Genomic DNA, 23,776 nt, shown 5'->3' with positions numbered 1-23,776 from the left:
TATTATTTTTTAATAGGTTGGGTATGTACTCAACAAATATAATGCAATACAGTCCATCCTGATGCGTTTTGTGGACATTATAAATATACTATGAAACCATATTCTATAATATTAGATAAAAATTGAATCAGTTTAAACCTTCAAGGCGCCAATTGATGACTAATCATTCTAATGACAAGTACGATGCAAATCCAAAAAATATCTCAGAAAAAGCACAAAAAGATGCTTTATTAAAAGCCATCCCGTTACAAGTTCATCGAAAAACAGATTTCCCTCCTATGAATAGCCAATTGTCAGCAATCTTTGCTGAACTGAAGCAATTGAGAGAAGAAAGCAAAAAGCCAATAAGAAAAGCTGATCGGGTAAAAAAGCATCTGGACGTTATTATTTTGGATTTATGGGTAGCAGCACACTATTACGAATCCCCTTGGCGAATGATTAGCTTAAATAGAAACAATTACTTAAAGGAAACCAGATATAGAAAAATATATCTTAAGTATGATTTATTCAAAGGCGTATTGGATGGCCTTGTTTCATTGAGTTATGCTGATAAATCAAAATATTACTTCAATCGCACTAAGGGCAAAAGTTTTCAAACACGCATCAAAGCCAGCGATAAGCTTCTAAATTTTCTGGATTTTGATATTAAGAAAATAGAACATGATCCTGAAGCACCAGAAGAAGAAACAATTATAAAAAAAGATGAAAATGGGAATCTGATTGATTATGTGAATGATAGATTTGATATAAAGAAAAGAGAAGAACTCAAGAAATACAATGAGCTGTTAAGGAAAACCGAAATAAATACAGATGCTATTGATCTACGTTATCAATATGATCCAACTAGCATCACGGTAAAAAGGATTTTCAATGGCGAAAGTGGAGGAGGTAGGTTCTATGGCGGCTTTTGGGAAAATATGCCGAAAGAAGACAGAAAGAAACTGTTAGTAAATGGTGAAGAAGTTTGCGAATTAGATTATTCAGCCCTCCATCCTACGATTTGTTATGCTACCAAAGGAATTCAATTAGACGGCGATGCTTATACTATTGAGGGATGTGAACGTAATGAAGTTAAAAGAGCTTTTTTAATACTATTTAATTGTAAGTCTCGCAAGCATGCTCTTAATACTATGAGAAGTGAATTTCATATCAAGGATGCCGAATCTCTCCTTCAGGAAATTGAACTTAAACATTCAGCTATAAAGAATTCATTTTATAACCCACCTTATGGATTGTTCTTGCAGAGAATGGATTCAAATTTAGCTGAGAAAATTATTAATTATTTTACTTCAAAAGACATTCCATGCTTATCCATACACGACAGCTATATTATTGCTAAAAGCTATGAGTCTGAGCTACGTTCTGTAATGGAAAAAGTCTTTAGTGATTCTTTTCATTTTAAACCTAGGATTAAATAACTTTCTCTATTTATTGTTATTTTCTTAATTATATTTTTTTAACTATTATTAATAATAATTCTAAGGAAGGAAGTGAAGCTCCTCCTCCATGACTAAGAGCTTATCTTAACTATTTGATTTCTTATTTGTGTCAAAAACCTTTGTCAAACCCTTTATCTCTGAACCATTCTGCGGCTTTTTTTTGAGCGATGTTAATTTGGGTTGGAGTCATTCTTTTTGCAATATTGTCACGTTCTCCCATAGCATCTCGACCCAAACCCCATCCATGAGTAGCTACAATACTAAACCACATATAAGCCGAGACATCATCTTGATCAGCACCAGAATCATGAGTATACATTTTACCCAACTTCAATTGAGCCTTCGGGTGATCACTCTCCGCAGCTCTCTTATACCAATAGATAGCATTCGCAAAATTCTGAGGCACTAAAATACCATCATGATATATATTTCCCAATTCAAACTGTGAATTAAAAATGGCTATAGGCTCGGAAACATCACCTCGAGGGTGTGGAAAAAACATTCTTGGGTAAAGCTCTTTAGTCTGGCTTTCAGCTGCTTTCTGATACCATTTAATTGATTCAACATCTGGACGACCTTTCTCATGAATCATTTTTGCTAATTCATACATTGCTAAGATATGCCCCTGATGAGCGGCTTTTCTATACCAATGTTCTTTTCCCCACTCATCCACCGTTCTTGCAACTTCATACTGTGCATATGCATCTCCAAGTTCAGCGGCTTTCTTATGCCACTTTAATGCTTCATTAGACCAATTTAATTTTTCATTAGGATCATCTGAACCTAACGATGCACGGGATGCACGGCGATCATAAACAAATGCAATTTGTAACTGAGCATTTACATAGTCATTTTCAGCGGCGATAAGACATGAATCAAATGTTTCTTCTGCTACATCATATCCATATAAACAAATTTTGTAATGATCCTCTGCTGTTATAGCATTTGCCTTTAATTTAGGGAGAGTATTTATTGATAATTGCCGAGAAAAATCACGCCATCTTTTACTCAATTCATTGTTCTTTATTACATTGTTAACCCCTTTCTCATATATGATAGATAATGTTTGTGCCGCTCTAACACTTCCCTCATGAGCTTCTTTGGCGCATATTTCTAGCTCTATCTCCATATTTTTTTCGTTTAGTTGATTACCGCATTTCAATACCCAACTTTTCGAATCCCAACTGTATGTTTCTGTGCAATATAGAAAAGAGAAAACAACCGCAATGCAATGAATGATAATGTATTTGTTAATTTCTGCCATTTTCAAAAAACCTTCTATTAATGTAAAATTCTTATTAAGCTTCATCCAGCATATAAGCCATACTAATGAATTATTACGTGTTCATACCAAATAGTATTAAACCAATCATCTTAATAGTTTTCATTATCACCTCTATGGAAAACTGTGTTTTCTCTCATCCATAAATCAGTAGATACCGCGTTGCAAAAGCTGATTTTTTAATTTTTGCATTTCCTGTCCATGAAGATATTCTTTATGGTTTTGCTCAATTAGATTTTTCCAACTTCTGTCCATACGCTCCTGGCTTTCTCTTTCTAATCTTTGTTTTTCCATAAGCTGCATCTCTTTTTCCATTTCTTTTATCTTGCCATTTTGTATTATTGATTGAATAGTCAAATCATCTTCTAGCCGTCTTATCTGATAATTTGGATCATAAGAAGGTTGATGATCTAGGTGATAAGTTGAACGACCCACACGCTCTCTACGTTCATTTATTTCTTTATAATATTCTGTTGCACGTTCCTTACATCCACTCTCACACGATTTCTTAAATTTTTTAGCTTCATCCATAAGACCTTCTTTTTTAAAATACTCCACCACGCTTCCGCTAAAGCAAGTATTTGTACATATTTTCACGAATCTTTTTTCATCTGCCAGTGTATCTGTGGTTGTTGACGCACAACCAGAAATTACTATCACACAAAATAAAACTATTACTCTGCGTTTCATAATGTCACCAACATATTGATTTAATATTTTTTAAACGGCAGACAGGGTTAATTCTTTAAGAAGATCATTGATCTACAGCATTTTTTGGAGATAATTTCTACTTCAAATGCAATATATGAAAGAAGGAGGTATGTCCCCTGCTCCCCCTGTTTCTATTGAATATTTATTGTCACAATTTCAGCACAGCGAGCCTTTTTATTCGTGTTACAATTTTGTTTCCAATATGTTGGAATATTTTATTAACTAGTTGATGAAATAGACTTTCTGGGTTTTTCAATAGATAGAGTAAGAGCCGTTCAATCGAATATTGTCAGACTCCTAAGGGGTAGGTCGCACGTTCGATTCGTGTTCAGGGTACCAATAAAAAATAGGTGAATAGAATAAATCCTTGACGGTAAATAGATCGAGGTTACACTGGGTTACGCAGTTTAAACAATAGAAAACCCGCTCATCGAACGGGTAAGGTGTTAATTCGTATATAAGCTTATTAAGCTAAAGATGGGATTAGACTGAAGACGTATTCGTTATCAATAGGAAGTTTCTTTTGACAGGTCTTGCCAAACATAAAGAGGCTTAAGCGGTGAATTAGTTGGAATCATAAAGGTAGCGGCATCATGTATACCAATTAAACTGCGGCCAACAGTATGCAAAAGACCCTGCGCTATTCCAGCTGTAAATCCATAAAGCGGGCCCTCATTTTGAGAGGTTACAATAATGGTTCTGGGTAATTCCACAAATCCAGAAGCGGCATTTGTAACGCCACTTACAAATTTTTGACCGGAATTAATAAAATATTCTTCTGAAGCAAATGCGTTGGATGAGATTAAGAATAGAGAGGCTATAAGAAATATTTTGAACATTTTTTAACGAACTTAGGAGTAAAAAGGGAAATTTACTATCTCTTCAGAATGTTTGGAACCAATATAAATTCATTTACTTATCACTTTTTTGTATAAAGTGGAAATAATCTGCAAGTTAATCGACTCACTGCGGTTTAGCCATAAGCATTAAGCCGCGTCACGCGGACGGGTTAGTTCATTACATAATCAATTATCTTATGCCTGATTTTACCCACTTCCTTTCAAATTCATCTTCGTATTGGAAAATACTTTGCGCAAGATCGATTAACAATGAGTTTAAGGAGTTTCTGAATGGCTGTCATTTCGAGTGCGTGGTGATGAGCTATATTGCTGATTCAAAATATTCCTTGTCATGTCTGGAATGATGAACGAGATTGTCCATAAATTTCTTGGTGTCAGTTATGTCAGATCGTGATTTTTTTTATGCAGCATAGCCTTAAATTTAACAGATGATCCCTCCTAAAGAGCAGCATACGCCGATGATGCAGCAGTACTTGCGCATTAAGGCACAGTATCCGGATATGTTGATGTTTTATCGCATGGGGGATTTTTATGAGTTGTTTTTTGATGATGCCGAGAAAGCTGCAAAGCTGCTTGGGATTACATTAACCCGGCGCGGCGCTTCTGCAGGCGCGCCAATCAAGATGGCGGGGGTACCCTATCATGCAGCCGAGCAATATCTGGCCAAGCTGGTCAAGGCGGGCGAATCCATTGCGATTTGTGAGCAGGTGGGTGATCCGGCTACCAGTAAAGGACCGGTAGCCCGTGAGGTTGTTCGTATCATTACACCCGGAACATTAACGGATGCAGCATTACTGGAGGATAAGCGCAGCTGTATTTTGCTGTCATTATGGATGCATGAGTCGATTCTGGGGTTGGCATGGTTGAATCTGGCTGCGGGCCAATTACGGATAATGGAGACATCGCCGCAAAATATGTTTAGCGAATTGGAGCGCTTGCAGCCGGCAGAAATTCTTATACCTGAAGCGCTTACACTGGATGAGTTGCAAGGAAAGAATTGGGTTGTAAGGCGGCTACCTTCGTGGCAGTTTGATCGCGATAATGCGGTCAACAATCTGAAACGGCAATTTGCAACTCATGATCTTGGCGGATTTGGCTGCGAGGATTTGTCTACGGCTCTGTGCGCGGCGAGTGCGTTATTGGAATATGCGCGTTTAACGCAGGGGGCGGCTGCACTTCATATCACATCATTACAAGCTGAGCGGGAAAGTATTTATGTCCGCATGGATGCCGCAACACGCCGCAATCTCGAAATTTCTGAAACCATCCGCGGTGAAAGATCGCCCACGCTACTGTCCCTGCTGGATACCTGCTCAACCAATATGGGCAGCCGCTTATTGCAATTTTGGTTACACCATCCATTGCGCGATCGGGGCGTCATTCAAAAACGGCTGGATAGCATCACTGCCCTGATCGGAGAAAATGGATTAAATTGTTATTTGGCGGTGCGCAGTCTTTTGCGGCACATCGTGGATATTGAGCGGATTACGGCGCGGATTGCACTCAAATCAGCGCGTCCGAGGGATTTATCGGGTTTACGCGACAGCTTGAAACTATTTCCGGAAATTGTTACAACCCTTGCGCAGTGCCGCAGCGAGAGAATCGATCAATTGATTCAGGCGATGCAAGTTGCGCCTGCCCTTGGTGAACTATTGAATAAAGCCTTGCTGGAAGAGCCTGGCGTGGTGTTGCGCGAGGGTAATGTGATTGCCGATGGTTATGATGCTGAATTGGATGAATTGCGGGCATTGCAAAACAACTGCGGAGAATTCCTGTTACAGCTGGAAATTCGTGAGAAAGAACGTACCGGTATTCCTAATCTGAAAGTCGAATATAACCGCGTGCACGGTTTCTATATCGAAGTCACGCATGCGCATGGCGAGAAAATTCCTGCGGATTACCGGCGCAGACAAACGCTAAAAAGTGCGGAACGCTATATTACGCCTGAACTGAAAGCTTTCGAAGATAAGTCATTATCGGCGCAGGATCGGGCGCTGGCGCGAGAAAAATATTTATACGATGAATTAATCGAGGCACTGTTACAGCATGTTCCTGTATTACAGGGAATGGCGCTCAGCGTTGCCGAGACCGATGTGCTGTGCACATTGGCAGAGCGTGCGCAAGCGCTTGATTACACTGCGCCACACCTGTCCAATGAGGATATTGTCAGCATAGATACCGGCCGTCATCCGGTGGTAGAAAGTCAGGTTGAAAACTTTGTCGCTAACGATGTTCAGTTAGGTACCGAGCAAACCGGAGCACAGCAAATGTTGTTGATTACCGGCCCCAACATGGGCGGGAAATCTACCTACATGCGACAAATAGCACTGATTAGCCTGCTTGTTCATTGCGGGTGTTATGTTCCGGCTAAAAAGGCGTGCATTGGCATACTCGATCAGATCTTTACCCGTATTGGCGCCGCTGACGATCTTGCCAGCGGTCGTTCCACGTTTATGGTGGAAATGACGGAAACAGCCAATATACTTCGTAACGCGACAGCGCATAGCCTGGTGCTTATGGATGAAGTTGGCCGTGGTACATCGACTTTTGATGGTTTGGCGCTAGCATTTGCTATTGCCCGGCATTTACTGACAAAAAATCGCAGCCTTACTTTATTTGCCACGCATTACTTTGAGCTGACAAAACTTGCCGAAGAGTTTAAGCAAGTCAAGAACGTTCACTTGGATGCGGTGGAATATAAACAGCATATTGTCTTTCTGCATAAAGTTACTGAAGGCCCCGCGAGTCAAAGCTATGGCTTGCAAGTTGCAGCATTGGCAGGTGTTCCTGAATCAGCGATTAGAGTAGCAAGAAAATACCTGATTAATCTCGAGCAGGAAAGTATCAACAGGGAACCGCAGCTGGACTTGTTCGCTTTTTCGATTCCGGAGCCGGGAGAGATTGTTATGCAAGAACACCCCGTAATTCCAATGCTGCGAAATCTTTCGCCCGATGAACTAAGTCCCAGGCAAGCATTGGAGCAGATTTATTTACTGAAAAAATTGATAGATACCGAACATGGCAGCTGAATTTTTATCCAACGAGGTGTTTATTAATGTTCATGGCCATGTGCGCCATGCACATGTTGATGGGAAATTTCTTCTGCTGTGGCCGGACGGATATCGGTTATCGTGCATGCGAAATTCAGTTTCATACCTGCGAAAGGATGATTACCGTCAACAATAACGCTATCATCGGTGACATCAGTAACCTTATAGACGATAAAGTCATCCGAATCTTCAGCGCCGCCCTCAAAATGCATGCCAACGGTCACATTAGCAGGAAAAGAATCGCGTGGTTCAACACGAACCAATTCGGCATCATACTCGCCAAAAGTGTCTTCCGGTTCCATGGTGATGGAGCATGAATGACCCATTTCCATTTCGTGTAATGCTTCTTCGACCAAAGGAAAAATGCCTCCGTAGCCACCATGCAAATAACTGATGGGCATATCTGTTTTTTCCAGAATTTTTCCTGAAGCATCCGACAATTCATAGTTAAGAGAAACGACAGTATTTCTTTCCGCACGCATATCAAATTTCCTTGTTTAGTTTGATTAAGAGCTCAAATGCTTATAACAATCAAAGCGACTATGCATTGGCAACATTGATTGAACAGCCGCCATTATACGCACAAAGTTATTATTTTCCTTGATCCGGTACAGCCGTAGTTGAACAATTAATGATTCAATCTTCATTCTGCTTGAATTGTAATGTCCTGACCGGTGCAAAACTTTGCCGGTGAATTGCGCAAGCTCCATATTGTTGTAGCGCAGCCAAATGCGCCTTGGTTGGATATCCTTTATGTTTATCGAATCCGTATTGAGGGAAGCGCATATGCAATCTTTGCATTTCAGCATCACGCGCAGTTTTGGCCAGTATCGAAGCGGCCGAGATCTCGGGGATTAGGCTATCACCGCGAATGATGGTTCGCATTGGACAACGCAAATGCGGATTTTGATTGCCATCGATCAATACCATATCGGGCGTGATAGGGAGGTTTTCGACAGCGCGCTTCATAGCCAGCAGACTTGCCTGAAGGATATTCAGTTGGTCAATTTCCTGTACCGATGCATAGGAAATTGACCATGCTTTAGCGTGTTTCTTGATTGTAACTGCCAGCGCGTTTCGCTTTTTTTCGCTCAGTTTCTTGGAATCAGCCAATCCGTCTATTGTGAAGTCCTTATTCAGGACAACACAGGCCGCGCAGACCGGCCCGGCCAGCGGTCCTCTGCCAGCTTCGTCAACGCCGCAAATCAATTCGATGATTGACGTTTCAATGCGTGAATACTCCTGATGTTGACGGTTATTTCAATTGCGGAAGTTTATACAGTCCGGGAGGTACACATAAGCTGTGCCTCGGTAACAAGCTGATCATCCACTTCAGCGCGCGCCGAATACTTCCATAATCCTTTGATCTGTCGTTGGATAGAAACTTTGAGAATCAGCTGATCGCCTGCCATGACAGGTTTCTTGAAACGAACACCATCGATGCCTACAAAGTAATAAACCGTATCTTCCTTATTCGTTGTATTCTCCGTTCTAAGTGTCAGAATAGCGGCTGCCTGAGCCAGTGCTTCGACAATCAGAACTCCCGGCATCACTGGGTGATGGGGGAAATGCCCGGAAAAGAAAGGTTCGTTGATAGAAACATTTTTTAGCGCGACGATATCTTTACCCGCTTCATATGAAATTACCCGGTCCACTAGCAAAAGCGGATAGCGATGCGGTAGATATTTTAAGATTTCGTGGATATTCATGCTACTCATTGTATTAGTTCCCTTTTGGATTCGGATACCTGGGTTCGATGCAGCTTGATCAGCGGCGTGTGCTGGAAGTGATGTCTATTCGTTATCGAGCGCTTTAATGACTTTTTCGGTAATGTCGATGCGTTGACTTCTGTAAACAGAGTCCTGTAATTGCAAAATCAGATCATAATTTTCTTTTTCTGCGATTTTACTGATGGCATGGTTGGTGCGATCCAGAATCATACTGTATTCTTCATTATGACGTACGCTCAGATCTTCGCGCATTTGCTTTTGGGCGCGTTGGTACTCGCGGCTCAAATTGGCAAGATCTCTTTCCAAAACGCGTCGCTTGGATTCTTCCATGTTAATGCTTTCTTTTTCTAGCTTGTCTTGCAGCGCCTTGGCTTGCGTCGCCATTTTTTTGATAGCTTCATCGCGTGGAATAAATTCCTGTTCGATTTTTTTTTGGGCCTGTATGGCCGGTATGGATTCACGCAGGATTTGTTCGGTATTGACTACGCCAATTTTAATATCGCTGGCGGCAGCTACGGAATTACACGCGATGGCTATGGCGAATAAAACCATCATCGTATTGAGCCGGCAGCGGCGATAGATTCGTTTGTGTATTTTCACCTGAAGCAAATACCCGGCAGAAATTAAAATTGTTGACCGAACATGAATTGGAATCTTTGCAGATTATCAGCCGGCACATCATTCAGAGGTTCTGCTATGCTGACTTTTAGCGGCCCCATGGGAGATACCCAGGTTAATGCGATACCGGCTGAGTAACGCATGAAATCGTTCAGTTGACCGAATCGATTAAATGTCGTACCGCCATCAGCAAATAAGCTAAAACGCAATGACCGGTCATCGCGCAAGAATGGCACAGGAAACATCAGCTCAATATTTCCGACTACGCGTTTGCTACCGCCTACCGCCAGCAGTCTTCGAGTAGTCGTGGAGGTGTTACCCAGAATTAATGTGTCATCACGGGGACCCAAAGAATTCAGATCATAACCTCTGACTGAGTTATTACCCCCGGCAAAAAAGTTTTTGAAGAAAGGAAGATTTTTTCCGCTGTAACCATCACCATAGCCAAATTCCGTATTGATCAGAAGCGTAAAGAAATCAGTGATCGGAAAGTACCATTTCTGGTTGTAACTGACTTTGTAGTAGTCTAAATCTCCGCCCGGTACGCTGACTTCGCCAAATAATCGATGCGTTGTCCCCGAGGTTGGCCAAATGGCGCTATCCCGTCGGTCGCGTGCCCAGCTTAAGGTTGCCGGGAAATTATTGGTTGAGGTGCCAAATTCGTTAACAAAATCCTTATAACGCTGCGGACTGTTTTCAAATATACCGATCGAGGTATTTTCCGCAGCCAGGCCAAGGGAAACGATATCATTTTCTGCAATCGGTATTCCTAATCTGAAACCGGCGCCTAAAGTATCTGTTTTAAATGCAGCGAATGATGTTAATGCCTTCGTATCCAAAACACGCTTGTAAACATCCGCACCGAAGCTTAGGCCATCCACTGTAACGTAAGGATTGGTAAAGGATGCAGAGTAGGTTTCGTTAATGGCGCCGCGGTTAGCATCAAGACTAAAAAAATTGCCTGTGCCAAAAATATTATTCTGCGAAATCGAGGCATTCAGAATGATCCCCTGACGATCGGAGTAGCCCGCACCAAACATGATAGATCCGGTTGGCCGCTCTTCAACTCTGACTTTGATGTCTATCTGGTCAGTTTTGTTGGGTACCGCTGGCGTTTCTACATTGACACTGTTGAAAAAACCTAAACGGTCAACTCTGACTTTAGAAAGATTAATTTGACTTGTGGAATGCCAAGCCCCTTCCATTTGGCGGAATTCACGGCGTATGACTTCATCGCGGGTGCGGTCGTTACCTTCAATATCGATACGGCGTACGTATACCCGCTTGCCCGGATCAACAAAGAATGTGAAAGCAGCTTGCCGGTTTTCATAATCTATTTCAGGGGAAGCGTTGACATTAGCAAAAGCATACCCGTCATCGCCTAACCGGTCAGTGATTAATTTGATGGATTCAGTTAATTTCTCACGTACAAAAACATCCCCATTTTTTAGTAATATCAGTTTGTGGATTTCTTCCTCGGGTACGATGGTTTCTCCCGCCACCTTGATATCGGAAACTGAATATTGATCGCCTTCCGTCACGTTAATGGTGATATAGATATCGCGTAAATCAGGCGTTATGGAAACTTGAGTGGATTCGATATTGAATTCCAGGTAACCGCGATCAAGATAATACGAGCGAAGTGTCTCAAGGTCAGCGGAGAGTTTTTGTTTTGAATACTGATCGTTTTTAGTGAACCAGCTAAGCAGGTCAGGTCTTCTAAGGACCAGTATATTACGCAGTTCTTTATCAGGAAATTTTTCGTTGCCGATAAAACTTATCCGTTTTATCCGGGCGGTGCGGCCTTCATTAATATCAAAATTTATTCCGACACGATTACGTTCCAGTGGCGTTGAAGTCGTTGTAATTTTGACGGCATATTTGCCACGGCTGATGTATTGTCGTTTTAATTCCAGCTCGGCTCGTTCCAGAAGCGAGCGGCTGAAAATCCGGGATTCGGATATACCCGCCTGCTTTAAGCCTTCAAGCAGTTTATCTTTCTCAAATTCTTTGGCGCCATTGATGCTGATCTGCGCAATTGCGGGACGCTCAATTACCTCTACAATCAGAATGTTATTTTCATTTTTCAATTTTACATCTTTAAAAAAACCGGTCGCATAAAGTGCCTTAATCGCCTCTGTAGCTTTTTCTGCATCCAGCACTTCACCGACTTTAATGGGAAGATAACTAAATACAGTGCCTGCCTCAGTACGCTGGATGCCTTCAACACGAATATCTTCAACAATGAAAGACTCGCTCGCCCACGACGGAAATGCGCAAAATAAGGCGATTAATGCAACGAAATACCGGAATTTCATTATTTAACCGGTAATAAGTCGACTAATGTCGTTGTAGATGGCAAACGTCATAAGTGTAAACAGCATAATCAGGCCGATTTTCTGACCAATAATGATTGCCTTATCTGAGAGTGGGCTACCTTTGACCATCTCAATCAGATAATACATGAGATGTCCGCCATCGAGTATCGGAATTGGCAATAAATTCAACACGCCAATACTAACGCTGATCAGTGCAAGAAAAGCGAGATAAGACGCTAATCCCATTTGTGCCGATTGACCGGCATAATCAGCAATAGAGATCGGCCCGCTGACATTCTTCCACGATACATCACCGGTAATCATCTTAGAGAGCATCTGCAGTGTCAGTACGGTTGTTTCCCAGGTTTTCTCAGCGGCTTTCTGCAATGCTTTGCCAGGTGAATAACTGACGGTGACCAATAATTCTTCAAATTCAGCCTGATTGACGATGGGTGCAACACCTATTTTGCCTATTTGCTTACCATTCTCCAGGGTTAACTCTGGGGTAACCTTCAGCATGATCAATTGATCGTTGCGCAAAATATCCAGCTCTACTGAATTTCCGGGATTCGCACGTATTTCTTGCACAAAATCCATCCAGGCATGAATCTCGGTATTGTTGACTGCAATAATTTCATCGCCGGCTAGTATACCGGCATGATAACCGACACCGTCAGAGATGACTTGTCCAATAACAGGTTTTACTGCGGGCTGATAGCCGCTAAACCCTAAAATTCCAGGGAAATTTTCATTGAGCTTGTCGGGATCGATGTGACTTAAATCCAACAACCGCATATTGATTTCACCATTATTATTAACGGTCTGCACTTTTACATTGGCTGACTGATTGACGGCATATCGTAACAAAGCCCAACGAGCATCCTGCCAGCTGGCAACGGGTTCATTTTCGATGCTGACTATGGTTTCACCCATTACAAATTGTGCTTTGGCAGCCGGTGTTGCGGGCTCGATCGGACCAAGCACGGGCTTCATTCCGGTAACGCCCAGAATAAAAATTAACCAATATAGAACGATGGCGAGCAAGAAATTGGCAATGGGGCCGGCGGCAACGATAGCAAAGCGACGGGCCACCGGCTGCCGGTTAAAGGCGCGTGGTAAGTCTTCAGAAGCCACTTTGCCTTCATTTTCATCCAGCATCTTGACATAACCACCTAATGGAATCGCGGCAATTACCCACTCAGTTTGGTCTTTTCCCCAGCGCCTGCGAAAAATGGGTTGACCAAAACCGATACAAAACCGTAATACTTTTACGCGATTCCATCGTGCCACCAAATAATGGCCAAATTCGTGAAAAGTTATCAATGTGCCTAAGGCAATAATGAAAGAAATAATTGTATAAGTTATTGACATATCTATTTATTGCGCTCAAAACAAGCTTGCGTTAATTTTAACTTCACGGCATTTTTATCTTTTTGTAACAAAAAATGGATGTAGGGATACTACCATTAATTGATAAAATTGAATCTGGTCATTTACCAGCAATTTTCCTTCTTAGCCAGCGCACTTTATTGTAAGTTTGCAAGCCATTCGTGTGATTCAGCACGAGCCAGTCTGTCTGTTCTTAAAACATCATCCAGCGTCATCATTTCTTCATATTGTATTGTCTGCATGACATGCCGGATCATGGTGGGAATCGCTGTAAATGCCATGCGTTTTTGAAGGAAAGATTCTACTGCTATCTCATTTGCAGCATTCAATACTGCCGGCATATTTCCACCGGTACGCAGCGCTTGATAGGCCAGGTCCAGGCATGGAAATCTTTCGAAATCAGGCTCTTCAAAATCAAGATGAGCCACCTTAAACATATCTAACGCCGATACGCCACTTTCTATCCGCTCGGGATAACCCATCGCATGTGCAATGGGTGTTCGCATATCCGGATTGCCAAGTTGTGCGATGACCGAGCCGTCTACATACGCAACCATAGAGTGAATCACACTTTGAGGGTGAATGACTACTTGAATTTTATCCGGGGGCGCTTCAAACAACCAGTGCGCTTCAATGACTTCTAATCCTTTATTCATCATGGTGGCGGAATCTACGGAAATTTTTTCCCCCATATCCCAATTGGGATGCGCGCAGGCTTGTTCTGGAGTAACGGTTTCCAGGGAGTCTAGGGGTGCGCATCGGAACGGTCCGCCCGAAGCCGTGAGTAATATGTGGCTGATACCTGCTGTGACCAAATTACCATTGAAATGATGGGGTAATGATTGATAGATCGCGTTATGTTCGCTATCAATGGGCAGTAGTGTGGCATGGTGCTGTTTTACCAAATCTGTGAATATACGGCCGGCCATTACCAGGGTTTCTTTATTGGCTAACAATACCAGTTTGCCTGCTTGTGCTGCCGCAAATGTGGGACGAATGCCTGCAGCACCTACAATAGCCGCCATTACTGTATCCACTTCCGGGAGCGAGGCTACCTTCTCAAGGGATTCGATTCCTGATAAAACTTCCGTCTTGATATTTGCTGTTTTAATGGCACTAGCAAGTTGCTTGGAGCTTCCCCGATCCAGCATGACGGCAAATCTTGGTTGAAAACGCTGGCACTGCGACAACATTTTTTCAACATTGTTGTTAGCTGTTAATGCAAAAGCTTGAAAACGATCAGGGTGGCGTGCGATAACATCTAATGTGCTTATCCCGATACTGCCAGTGGATCCGAGTATTGTGATTTGACGGGTGGTTTTCATGGTGCGGGTGCATAAAAAATTAGTAAGGCCAGAATGGCAAATGGCAACGATGAAATTAAAGCATCAATTCGATCCAAAATACCACCATGGCCTGGCAAAATACTTCCACTATCCTTGACACCGGCATGACGTTTCATCAGTGATTCGTATAAATCTCCAATAATGCCTAATATGGTCATCAGTAAAAGCAGTGGTATTAACAATATTGCTAAAGATCCTTCGATAAACCAGAAATCCCAGATTAGAGCGTAAATTAATACTGCAATTAAGGCTCCAGCGACGCCTTCCCAAGTTTTATTCGGACTAATCTGGTCGGCAAGTTTGTGCTTGCCGAACGATTTTCCGGTGAAATAAGCTGCTGTGTCGGAAATCCAGATTGTCGCCATAAGCCCCAATAAAAGAAGAGGACTAATAGCACGTAGCTGATAAAGTGCGAGACAGGTTGGTAACAACAATATCCAACCGATTAGCATCAAGATCAAGGGGTTTTTTATCGTGTACATTTGTTTCAGATAAAGCGGTACACCAATAGTCCAGAAAGCCACTGATAGGACATATACCCAGATCAAATCAACAGAATACACATTAGCTTTTACGGATTCACTCATTTGGAACAATAATTCCCCCCCTGCAAGAGTAGTCAGAAGCATAAAAATTATTGTATTTTTTACTGAGAATCCGGCTAATCGGCTCCATTCGCGAGATCCGATAATTGAAAGGGCAAGTAGCACGATAGCCCAAAATGTATCCTGCAATAAAAATAACGCGGACAAGAACAGAGGAAGTATAACGGCAGCAGTAAGGATGCGGGTCTTAAGCATGAAAGGTGATTTTATCCTGCTACTTGAATCTGTTCACTGGTGCAGCCAAACCGGCGTTCACGTTGCCGGTAAGACTGAATCGCTCGTTCAAGTTCATGCTCATCGAAATCAGGCCATAATGTATCGGTGAAATACAATTCAGTATAAGCAAGCTGCCACAATAAGAAATTACTAATGCGATATTCTCCACCAGTCCGGATAAACAAGTCCGGCTCAGGGGCATAGCTCAGCGCAAGATATTGCGCCAGATTTTCCTCTTCAAAATTCAAGGGCAGTTCGGTAGATTGCGTCATCATTTTACGCATGGCTTGCATGATATCCCAGCGCCCACCGTAGTTGGCAGCTATAGTGAAAGTGAGACGTTTATTTTCTGCGGTTAGCTGCTCGCCAATACGGATGGATTCCGTTATCTTGGGTTCGAATTTTGATAAATCGCCAATAACTTTAAAGCAAATACCGTTTTCATGCAGTCTGGTGATTTCTTGTTCCAGTGCGCCAAGGAAAAGCTGCATTAAAGATGTCACTTCATCTGTCGGGCGCCGCCAATTTTCACTGCTAAAGGCGAACAGAGTCAGGTATGGAATATTGCGTTCTATGCAGGCTTTGATAACGCCACGAACTGTTTCAACACCTTGCTTATGTCCAGCGATCCGAGGCATATAACGAGTTTTAGCCCAACGGCCATTGCCATCCATAATGATAGCAATATGTTTTGGTATTGAGCCAGTTTCAGGTATTTCTCTAGTTGAGCTTGGACCTTGAGGCATATCAAACAGCCATGAGTTCGGTTTCCTTGGTTTGCAAAATTTTATCAATTTCCGTGATATAGCGATCAGTTAATTTTTGAATTTCATCTTCACCACGACGCTCATCATCTTCAGAAATTTCCTTGGATTTTAATAAATCTTTTAGGTGAGTATTGGCGTCCCGGCGAATATTACGCATGGCAACACGAACGTTTTCTGCTTCTTGTTTAACTACTTTAATCAGGTCGCGGCGACGCTCTTCAGTGAGGGGAGGCATGGGTACACGAATAGTCTCGCCTACAGGCATAGGATTTAAACCCAAATCAGACTCACGGATGGCTTTCTCAATTATATTCCCCATTTTTTTCTCCCAAGGAATGACACCAATCGTACGTGCATCAATTAGATTGATATTGGCTACCTGGTTAATGGGCGTTTGTGTTCCGTAATAATCCACGGTGATATGATCTAAAAAACCAGCATGAGCTCGTCCACTTCTGACTTTACTTAAATCTACTTTTAATGCTTCCAGACTCTTCTGCATTTTTTGTTCAGCAGATTTTTTTACATCGGCGATCATAATGTCATTCCCTTATGCATCAATTTTCAAGAGGTTCCAATTATTTTGGATCAGATGGTTACCAAAGTTCCTTCATCCTCGCCCGTTATTATACGTTTAAGTGCGCCAGCCTTGAAAATGCTAAAAACGCTAAGCGGTAATTTCTGGTCACGGCACAGTGTCAATGCCGTCGCATCCATTACCTGTAAATTTTTAGCAATCGCTTCGTCGAACGTTAATTTGTGGAAGCGTGTTGCCTCAGGATCAATTTTAGGATCGCTAGTATAAATTCCATCCACTTTAGTAGCTTTCAACATGATATCGACATTCATTTCCATACCGCGCAAAGCAGCTGCGGTATCAGTGGTAAAAAACGGATTACCGGTACCTGCCGCAAATATCACTATTTTGCCATCTCTCAGATAGCGTATAGCACGCCCGCGGATATAAGGCTCTACAACTTGCTCGATACGCAAAGCAGATTGTATTCGCGGCACCAGCCCAGCCAGCTTCATCGCATCCTGCAATGCCAAGGCATTCATTACAGTGGCTAACATGCCCATATAGTCAGCAGTGACGCGTTCCAATCCATCGTTGGCTGACTTCATGCCGCGAAAAATATTTCCGCCACCAACAACAATGGCGATTTCAATTCCCAGTTTGCTGACTTCCTTAATCTCGGCAACGATTTTTCCCATGACAGCAGGGTTAATTCCATACTTATCGTCACCCATCAGGGCTTCGCCGGATAGTTTCAGTAAAATGCGTTTGTAGATTGGAGCGGTCATTGAGAATATCTTGGAAAGATTTCGTTTATTTTGCCTGTTCCATCTGAGCCTTAACTTCATCTGCAAAATTCTCAGTTTTCTTTTCTATGCCTTCACCTACCACAAACATAGTGAAAGCATTAACTGTTGCAGATTTTTGGGTTAACAGTTTTTCTATCGTCTGTTCCGGATCTTTTACAAAAGGCTGGCCTAATAGCGTTATTTCGGCAAGATATTTTGCAATGCGTCCATCAACCATTTTTTCGATAATATTTGCCGGTTTGCCGCTTTCAGCCGCCTGGGCAGTAAAAATCTCGCGCTCATGCGCTAAAGTATCAGCAGATACTTGCTCTTTGGATACACACATGGGCTTACTTGCCGCAATGTGCATAGCCAGATCTTTGCCCAAAGCCTCATCTCCTCCGGTAAAATCCACCATTACGCCGATCTTGGTTCCGTGAAGATAATGAGCCAATTGACCTTGGGTTACGTGGCGACCACAACGGCGAATACTTATATTCTCACCCAGCTTCATAATCAATGCCTTGCGAGCTGTTTCAACCGTTTCACCTCCCGGCAAACTTGCATCGCCCAAAGCTGCGGTATCGATTATATTTTTTGTCGCACTCAATTCAGCCAGATTTTTAGCGAAAGTAATAATATCTTCATTTCTGGCGACAAAATCCGTCTCACAGTTTACTTCAACCAGCGCGCCACATTTTCTGTCTGCTGAAATATATGCGCCAATCACACCTTCCGCAGCAATCCGGCCTGCGGCTTTACTTGCCTTGGCGCCACTTTTAATTCTTAGCAGATCTTCTGCTGCTTTCATATCGCCGCCGGTCTCTGCCAATGCTTTTTTGCATTCCATCATGCCCAGCCCGGTCATTTCACGCAATTCTTTGACCATGCTTGCGGTAATTTCCGCCATATTTACTCCAGAAACAAAATTAATTAATAAAAGAAATATAGGACTCTATTCAGCTTCAGCAGTCATTTCAACGATTTCCTGAATAGCTTGATTACGCCCTTCCAGGATCGCGTCTGCCGCGCCGCGGGCGTACAGGCGTATCGCACGGCTGGAATCGTCATTTCCAGGGATGACATAGTGCAAATTATCCGGGTTGTGATTGGTATCGACTACACCAATGACAGGAATGCCAAGCTTTCTTGCTTCCGTGATAGCTCCTTTTTGATATCCGACATCAATAACAAACAGTGCATCCGGCAAACCCTTCATGTCTTTGATTCCACCTAAGCTGCTATTGAGTTTATCCAGCTCTCTCTGAAGATCAAGCGCTTCTTTTTTTACAAGCTTATCCAGGGTTCCGTCTTGAACCATGTTTTCCATGTCTTGTAAGCGTTTGATAGATTGTTTAATGGTTTTGAAATTAGTCAGCATTCCTCCCAGCCAGCGTTGGTCGACATAGGGAGATCCGCAGCGCATTGCTTCTTCGCGCACTATATCCCGCGCCTGTCTTTTTGTACCGACAAATAAAATTACTCCCTTGTTCGCTGATAATTGACGCACATATTTCATGGCTTCTTCATACATCACCAGGGTTCTTTCAAGGTTTATAATGTGGATTTTGTTACGATGGCCGAAAATATAGGGTGCCATTTTGGGGTTCCAGAAGCGTGTTTGATGTCCAAAATGTACACCTGCTTCCAGCATTTGTCGCATGGTTACTGACATAAGTTCTCCTTAAGGATTGAGCCTCCATTTACCTTGATATCCAACTATTTTCAGGCAAATGTGTGAATTTAATCCGGCGTGCATATATGTGCGAATCACCAAATTATCTGTATATTATAACATTTTCGTGTACTTACTCAAGCTGATAGGTTTTGGGAAAATATGAGATATTTGTTTGACAACAACTGAATTTTCTCTGTAACTAATGATGGAGATCAGCAAATTATTATTTTAATCTGCCGGAATTATGGATTTTAAGTAATGCAGGATGAATTGCCCATTTTGATTTTTAAGCGATCGATATCATTTATCCGAATGTGCTTATGATCTACGGTAATGATATTTTCATCCTGAAGCTTGGAAAACGCGCGGCTAACCGTCTCCAGTTTAAGGCCAAGATAACTGCCAATTTCTTCACGTGTCATGCGTAAATTAAAATCGGATTCGGAATAACCGCGTATAAGGAAGCGACGCGATAAATTAAGTAAAAATGATGCTAAACGTTCCTCTGCTTTCTTGCTGCCCAGTAACAGCATCACGTTATGATCCCGTACTATTTCACGACTCATGATTCTATGGAAGTGACGCATAAGCGACGGAACTATAATGCCGATTTCTTCCAGTTTGGTAAAGGGAATTTCACAAACCTCACTGTCTTCAAGCGCTATTGCATCACAAGTATGTATTTCTGTACTGATGGCATCCAGCCCTAATAACTCTCCGGTCATATGAAAACCTGTGACTTGTTGACGTCCATCCTCTTCAAGTACACAAGTTTTTAGAAACCCACTGCGAATGGCAAACAGTGATTGAAATTTTAACCCTGCTTGATGTAGATATTCACCACGTCGAATCTTGCGTTTATTGCTAACAACATCCCCGACTATCTGGATTTCCTGATCATTAAGTCCAACTGGCAAACATAATTCACGCAAACTGCAAGTCGCGCAGCTTGATTTTATTTGCTTAATATCAAGATGACTGTATTGTGAACTATCGTGTAGCAAGTTATTTTCCAACGGTAGAGTTTTTAATCCTAGCTTTATTAATATGCTGATTGATCTATATCAAAGCTAATCCTTTTAACTTCTTTACAATTTTACGTTAATACGGCGAGGGGTGGACAACATTTTTGGATAGTAAAAATATAGCAAGTAAGTGATTGATTGATCGGATGGATAATGTGGTGGTGCTATATCGATATGGTGGCTATGGAGCGTATTTTTCGCAAGACAGGAAGCCTGGTGCATTCATTACAATTCCCTGACGCACTTCCAAGTTCACTGGAGGCTGATTCAGAGCTTATATGCCGTTTTGGAAATTACTATCCCGATCCTTGTCTATATCCCGGACTTGATTGTTTTATTGAAGCATTTGATGCGCATACGTATTCAGATTGGATAAATAATCGAAAATCTGGATGCTTTCGCCGACCTGTGTCATTAGATTTATATGTCCCTTTTTGCTGTCCTTTACGTCTTCATCGTCATTCTAATCAGATCATTTCTTCTGATAAGAACAGTATTGAAACATACTTGAATTATTTGCTTCGGGACATAAGGCTGCAAGGGCAGTTATTCAAAGGCGATACTAAAGTTGAGCAGATATATTTCAGAGGAGGCGCGACATTCTTAAGTGGCGCTCAACTCAATACACTTGTTGAGGAAATTAAGCGCTGTTTTAATTTAATTGAAGGCGGTTGTTTTTGTATCGAGATTGAAGCGCGGCCATTAACAAATTGTTCCATGCAAGCTTTAAAAAGGATGGGGTTTAATTCTGCAATTGTGGGCGTACACGGTCTTGATCAGCAAACGAATCATTCGAAACAGTGTATTCAATCCGAAGAGGCTATCGTTCAAGCTATCCGCGATATCCGGCGAGCAGGATTCAAGTCGGTGAAGGCCGAGCTTAGCTACGGATTGCCCGAACAAAATTGGGATGAATTTGCTAATACCCTGCTTAAAATTATTGCAACCAATCCAGATCAGATTAAGCTTCCGGATTATAAGCAATTTGCAGGAATGCTTAAGCTGCGAAGGGGTAATGACTTTACAGAATTATCCACAGCGGAAGTCATTGAAATGATGCTGTTGGCAATTTCTTGCTTAACAGAAGCAGGCTATAGTCATATTGGCATGAATCTTTTTGCCCGATATGATGATCCATTGGCGGTTGCCCAGCGCCAGGGAAGGCTGCATTATGGTTTGCGTGGTTTTTCAATTTGTCCTGACTGCGACCATCTTGCATTAGGCGCTTCAGGAGTAGGCCGCATCGGGCCGACTTTACATCAGAATCAATGTGATCTATTGCAATACTATGATAAATTGGAACAAAACATCCCTCCCATTTTGCGTGGCTTAGCGTTAAATGCGGACGACCTGTTACGCCGTTCAATTATGTATGCGCTGATTTGTCATTCGGTTATTTCGTATGACTCGGTGGAAGCTTTTTTTCCGATAGATTTCAGGCAGTACTTTGCAGCTGAGCTGACAGACTTGCAGGCGTATGCAGAAGCCGGTTTGGTTGCTTTGGATAACGAGGAGATCGTTGTTACATCGAAGGGCCAGTTATTTATCAACAGTATCTGTGGAATTTTTGATAAGTATTTACGTAAACAGCATTAGTGCCATAACCTGCCTGCTGCCGACGATATAAAAATGCACTTTACTTGAGAACCTGAAGAGATTCTCAAGTGTTAGTAATTATTTATTACTTGACTTCACTGTTTGTCAAAATATATTCAGCCAGTCGATCGGCGGCTTCGCCCTGAATGTTTTTGAAAGCGGGCATCCGCATGCTGCCGGACTGAACTTTCTTGATGATGGCTTCCTTGTTAGCAGTTTTCTCACTCAGGATCATTGCCTTGTCTGCGCTCAACGGCTTGTGACATTCACTGCAGGCAGTGCTAAAGATCCTCTCCCCGGAAGCATCCGCTGGCGGGCTATAATCGCTCGAACTTCCACTGCAACCGGCAAGGATGAACAGCGCCGATACTGCAACTAAAAAATGTGTTTTTTTCATTTCTTGACTCCAGGTTATTTATTTTAAAAATATCAGGATTGATCTCGATACCACATTGAGTTACTTGATATCAACTTAATGTTTTTAGATTTGTTAATCAGATTCAGATAGTTGGCGATCCTGATATGTCGAGTATTATGACAGTTTGCCAAACTAAATGGATTAAAAATACAGATTGATTCCATCGCCTCTCGTTATTTACTATCAAGTTTCCCGGGGTCGTTTCCAAACTCCGTAAAAACATCCCTATTATAATATCTTATTAATAACATCGAGTTGTATAAAAACGACACCTAATGCAATCCTTCGTTGAAATCCTTTTTTCTTGACATTTTCTTAACATTTGTCATGGTATTGTTCGCCATTTATGACTGGGCTGTGTGTAATTAAAGTGAGATAAAACTCTTTGATTTTTAGTTAAATCATTAAATATCAAATAGAATTATTTTTCTCTCTATTGCTTGCCGGAGTTGGGTTTCTTAACATTTTATTAACAATTGCTATGTTATGGTGGCAAGCGAAGTTATAAGAATATGAATGTGATAAGGTTTTTTACTTAGTATAAATAACGGGTAGTTCCGATTAACTATTTTATAGAATCAAACTGTTTTGAAAGAGGATCTTATGTTCAAGAAAATAAACATTTTTGCTATTTTTGTTGCGCTTGGTTTCGTTTTCAGTAATCCGGCTGCTGCCGATGCCACAGTTGAAGATTTTCAAGTGTGGGGGGGTGTTTTTACACAAGGTAATTTTGGTTTCGTGAATCCAAGCAATCCGGACTTAAAAAAATTCAGATGGTGGATGGAAGGGCAAGGCCGTTTTGGTAATGATGCGACGCAATTTACCCAATCGCTGATTCGTCCCGGTGTTGGTTATGCCTTGACAGATAAGGTGGTGGTATGGGCTGGTTATGCGTGGGCACCCACAGCTGAACCGCTAGCGGCGCGCCCGTTTAATGAGCACCGAATCTGGCAACAAGTGACTTGGGGTGATAACTTTTCATTCGGTAGATTATCGGCGCGTAGCCGTTTTGAGCAGCGCTTCTTTGATCATCATGCAGCTAATCCTGGTAGTGATGATGTGGCTCATCGATTCCGTCAACTGGTTAAACTGGCGGTTCCAATGCCGTCAATAGATCCGAATCTCAGTTTCATCGTTCAGAGCGAATTGTTTATTGCGATGAATAGCGTAGATAATGCTGGTTTTATTTCTCGCGGTTACGATCAGAACCGGGCATTTGTCGGATTAGGTTACAAAGTCAACCAGTATGCGACCGTTGAAGTGGGTTATATGAACCAATTTATCAATCGGCCGCACAATGCGCGCCCCGATCAAATGATGCATAACTTTATTGCTAGTTTGTTCCTGAATTTCTAGTAATCAGCTGTGTGCACTGATTGTTTAGAGTGCATCTAGTACTTTCCCCCAGCCGGTAATTTTCTTG

The 23,776-nt window shown here is 42.1% G+C and carries 22 protein-coding genes; 4 read left to right on the top strand and 18 right to left on the bottom strand.

Annotated features, from left to right (window positions below; genetic code table 11):
* The first annotated feature begins 155 nt into the window (after positions 1-155).
* A complete protein-coding gene (locus C4S39_RS02065; protein WP_103965399.1) occupies positions 156-1,418 on the top strand; it encodes a hypothetical protein in 1,263 nt (420 codons plus the stop codon).
* A 130-nt stretch (positions 1,419-1,548) separates the two neighbouring features.
* On the opposite strand, the gene C4S39_RS02060 is transcribed toward C4S39_RS02065, so the two are convergent.
* The 3 genes from C4S39_RS02060 to C4S39_RS02050 form a co-directional block, all read right to left on the bottom strand.
* Positions 1,549-2,703 (bottom strand): tetratricopeptide repeat protein, encoded by a 1,155-nt coding sequence (locus C4S39_RS02060; RefSeq protein ID WP_181023729.1) that lies wholly within the window; start codon positions 2,701-2,703, stop codon positions 1,549-1,551.
* A gap of 165 nt (positions 2,704-2,868) precedes the next feature.
* On the bottom strand, positions 2,869-3,411 hold the full coding sequence (locus C4S39_RS02055; protein ID WP_103965397.1) for a hypothetical protein: 543 nt from the start codon (positions 3,409-3,411) through the stop codon (positions 2,869-2,871).
* A 527-nt stretch (positions 3,412-3,938) separates the two neighbouring features.
* Positions 3,939-4,271, bottom strand: a complete 333-nt coding sequence (locus tag C4S39_RS02050; protein WP_103965396.1) for an exosortase system-associated protein, TIGR04073 family — start codon at positions 4,269-4,271, stop codon at positions 3,939-3,941.
* A 449-nt stretch (positions 4,272-4,720) separates the two neighbouring features.
* Here C4S39_RS02050 and mutS point away from each other — a divergent pair, with 449 nt between their 5' ends.
* Positions 4,721-7,321 carry a DNA mismatch repair protein MutS gene (gene mutS / locus C4S39_RS02045; protein ID WP_103965395.1) on the top strand — a complete coding sequence of 867 codons (2,601 nt, stop codon included), beginning with the start codon at positions 4,721-4,723 and terminating at the stop codon, positions 7,319-7,321.
* A 23-nt stretch (positions 7,322-7,344) separates the two neighbouring features.
* Here mutS and C4S39_RS02040 read toward each other — a convergent pair whose 3' ends face one another.
* The 14 genes from C4S39_RS02040 to fnr all read right to left on the bottom strand — a co-directional run bounded on the left by C4S39_RS02040 (position 7,345) and on the right by fnr (position 20,318).
* A complete protein-coding gene (locus C4S39_RS02040; protein WP_103965394.1) occupies positions 7,345-7,824 on the bottom strand; it encodes an FKBP-type peptidyl-prolyl cis-trans isomerase in 480 nt (159 codons plus the stop codon).
* Positions 7,825-7,978: 154 nt separating this feature from the next.
* Complete coding sequence (gene rnhB / locus C4S39_RS02035) at positions 7,979-8,572, bottom strand: ribonuclease HII (protein WP_103965393.1); 594 nt, start codon at positions 8,570-8,572, stop codon at positions 7,979-7,981.
* 44 nt (positions 8,573-8,616) lie between these two features.
* Complete coding sequence (gene fabZ / locus C4S39_RS02030; protein WP_103965392.1) at positions 8,617-9,060, bottom strand: 3-hydroxyacyl-ACP dehydratase FabZ; 444 nt, start codon at positions 9,058-9,060, stop codon at positions 8,617-8,619.
* A gap of 75 nt (positions 9,061-9,135) precedes the next feature.
* On the bottom strand, positions 9,136-9,666 hold the full coding sequence (locus tag C4S39_RS02025; protein WP_103965489.1) for an OmpH family outer membrane protein: 531 nt from the start codon (positions 9,664-9,666) through the stop codon (positions 9,136-9,138).
* Between the two features lie 29 nt (positions 9,667-9,695).
* The gene (bamA, locus tag C4S39_RS02020) at positions 9,696-12,008 is read right to left on the bottom strand and encodes an outer membrane protein assembly factor BamA (protein ID WP_103965391.1); all 2,313 of its coding nucleotides are present in this window, start codon (positions 12,006-12,008) and stop codon (positions 9,696-9,698) included.
* A gap of 3 nt (positions 12,009-12,011) precedes the next feature.
* Positions 12,012-13,379 (bottom strand): RIP metalloprotease RseP, encoded by a 1,368-nt coding sequence (gene rseP / locus C4S39_RS02015; RefSeq protein ID WP_103965390.1) that lies wholly within the window; start codon positions 13,377-13,379, stop codon positions 12,012-12,014.
* Between the two features lie 155 nt (positions 13,380-13,534).
* Entirely contained in the window at positions 13,535-14,722 is a 1,188-nt protein-coding gene (gene ispC / locus C4S39_RS02010; protein WP_103965389.1) for a 1-deoxy-D-xylulose-5-phosphate reductoisomerase, read from the bottom strand.
* Positions 14,719-15,543, bottom strand: coding sequence for a phosphatidate cytidylyltransferase (locus C4S39_RS02005; protein ID WP_103965388.1), 825 nt, complete (start codon positions 15,541-15,543; stop codon positions 14,719-14,721). Before C4S39_RS02005 ends, ispC begins: the two co-directional genes overlap by 4 nt.
* Positions 15,544-15,554: 11 nt before the next feature.
* Positions 15,555-16,310: a polyprenyl diphosphate synthase gene (gene uppS / locus C4S39_RS02000; protein ID WP_103965387.1), complete on the bottom strand. Its 756-nt coding sequence runs from the start codon at positions 16,308-16,310 to the stop codon at positions 15,555-15,557.
* Position 16,311: 1 nt separating this feature from the next.
* On the bottom strand, positions 16,312-16,869 hold the full coding sequence (gene frr, locus C4S39_RS01995) for a ribosome recycling factor (RefSeq protein ID WP_103965386.1): 558 nt from the start codon (positions 16,867-16,869) through the stop codon (positions 16,312-16,314).
* Positions 16,870-16,919: 50 nt separating this feature from the next.
* On the bottom strand, positions 16,920-17,636 hold the full coding sequence (pyrH, locus tag C4S39_RS01990) for a UMP kinase (RefSeq protein ID WP_103965385.1): 717 nt from the start codon (positions 17,634-17,636) through the stop codon (positions 16,920-16,922).
* A 25-nt stretch (positions 17,637-17,661) separates the two neighbouring features.
* Positions 17,662-18,546 carry a translation elongation factor Ts gene (gene tsf, locus C4S39_RS01985; protein WP_103965384.1) on the bottom strand — a complete coding sequence of 295 codons (885 nt, stop codon included), beginning with the start codon at positions 18,544-18,546 and terminating at the stop codon, positions 17,662-17,664.
* A 45-nt stretch (positions 18,547-18,591) separates the two neighbouring features.
* A complete protein-coding gene (gene rpsB, locus C4S39_RS01980; RefSeq protein WP_103965383.1) occupies positions 18,592-19,311 on the bottom strand; it encodes a 30S ribosomal protein S2 in 720 nt (239 codons plus the stop codon).
* A 254-nt stretch (positions 19,312-19,565) separates the two neighbouring features.
* Positions 19,566-20,318 (bottom strand): fumarate/nitrate reduction transcriptional regulator Fnr, encoded by a 753-nt coding sequence (gene fnr / locus C4S39_RS01975; protein ID WP_103965382.1) that lies wholly within the window; start codon positions 20,316-20,318, stop codon positions 19,566-19,568.
* A 174-nt stretch (positions 20,319-20,492) separates the two neighbouring features.
* On the opposite strand from fnr, the gene C4S39_RS01970 reads away from it, so the two are divergent.
* On the top strand, positions 20,493-21,935 hold the full coding sequence (locus tag C4S39_RS01970; protein ID WP_103965381.1) for a coproporphyrinogen dehydrogenase: 1,443 nt from the start codon (positions 20,493-20,495) through the stop codon (positions 21,933-21,935).
* 85 nt (positions 21,936-22,020) lie between these two features.
* Here the strand turns inward: C4S39_RS01970 and C4S39_RS01965 are convergent, their stop codons facing one another.
* A complete protein-coding gene (locus C4S39_RS01965; RefSeq protein ID WP_103965380.1) occupies positions 22,021-22,332 on the bottom strand; it encodes a c-type cytochrome in 312 nt (103 codons plus the stop codon).
* Positions 22,333-22,956: 624 nt separating this feature from the next.
* Here C4S39_RS01965 and C4S39_RS01960 point away from each other — a divergent pair.
* Positions 22,957-23,709: a DUF2490 domain-containing protein gene (locus tag C4S39_RS01960; RefSeq protein ID WP_103965379.1), complete on the top strand. Its 753-nt coding sequence runs from the start codon at positions 22,957-22,959 to the stop codon at positions 23,707-23,709.
* Positions 23,710-23,776: the final 67 nt, after the last annotated feature.

It is taken from the genome of Nitrosomonas ureae (assembly GCF_900108305.1).
GTDB classification, from domain to species: domain Bacteria; phylum Pseudomonadota; class Gammaproteobacteria; order Burkholderiales; family Nitrosomonadaceae; genus Nitrosomonas; species Nitrosomonas ureae_B.
Note: the sequence above shows the minus strand (reverse complement) of the source record. Positions and strands in the feature narration are given on the sequence as shown.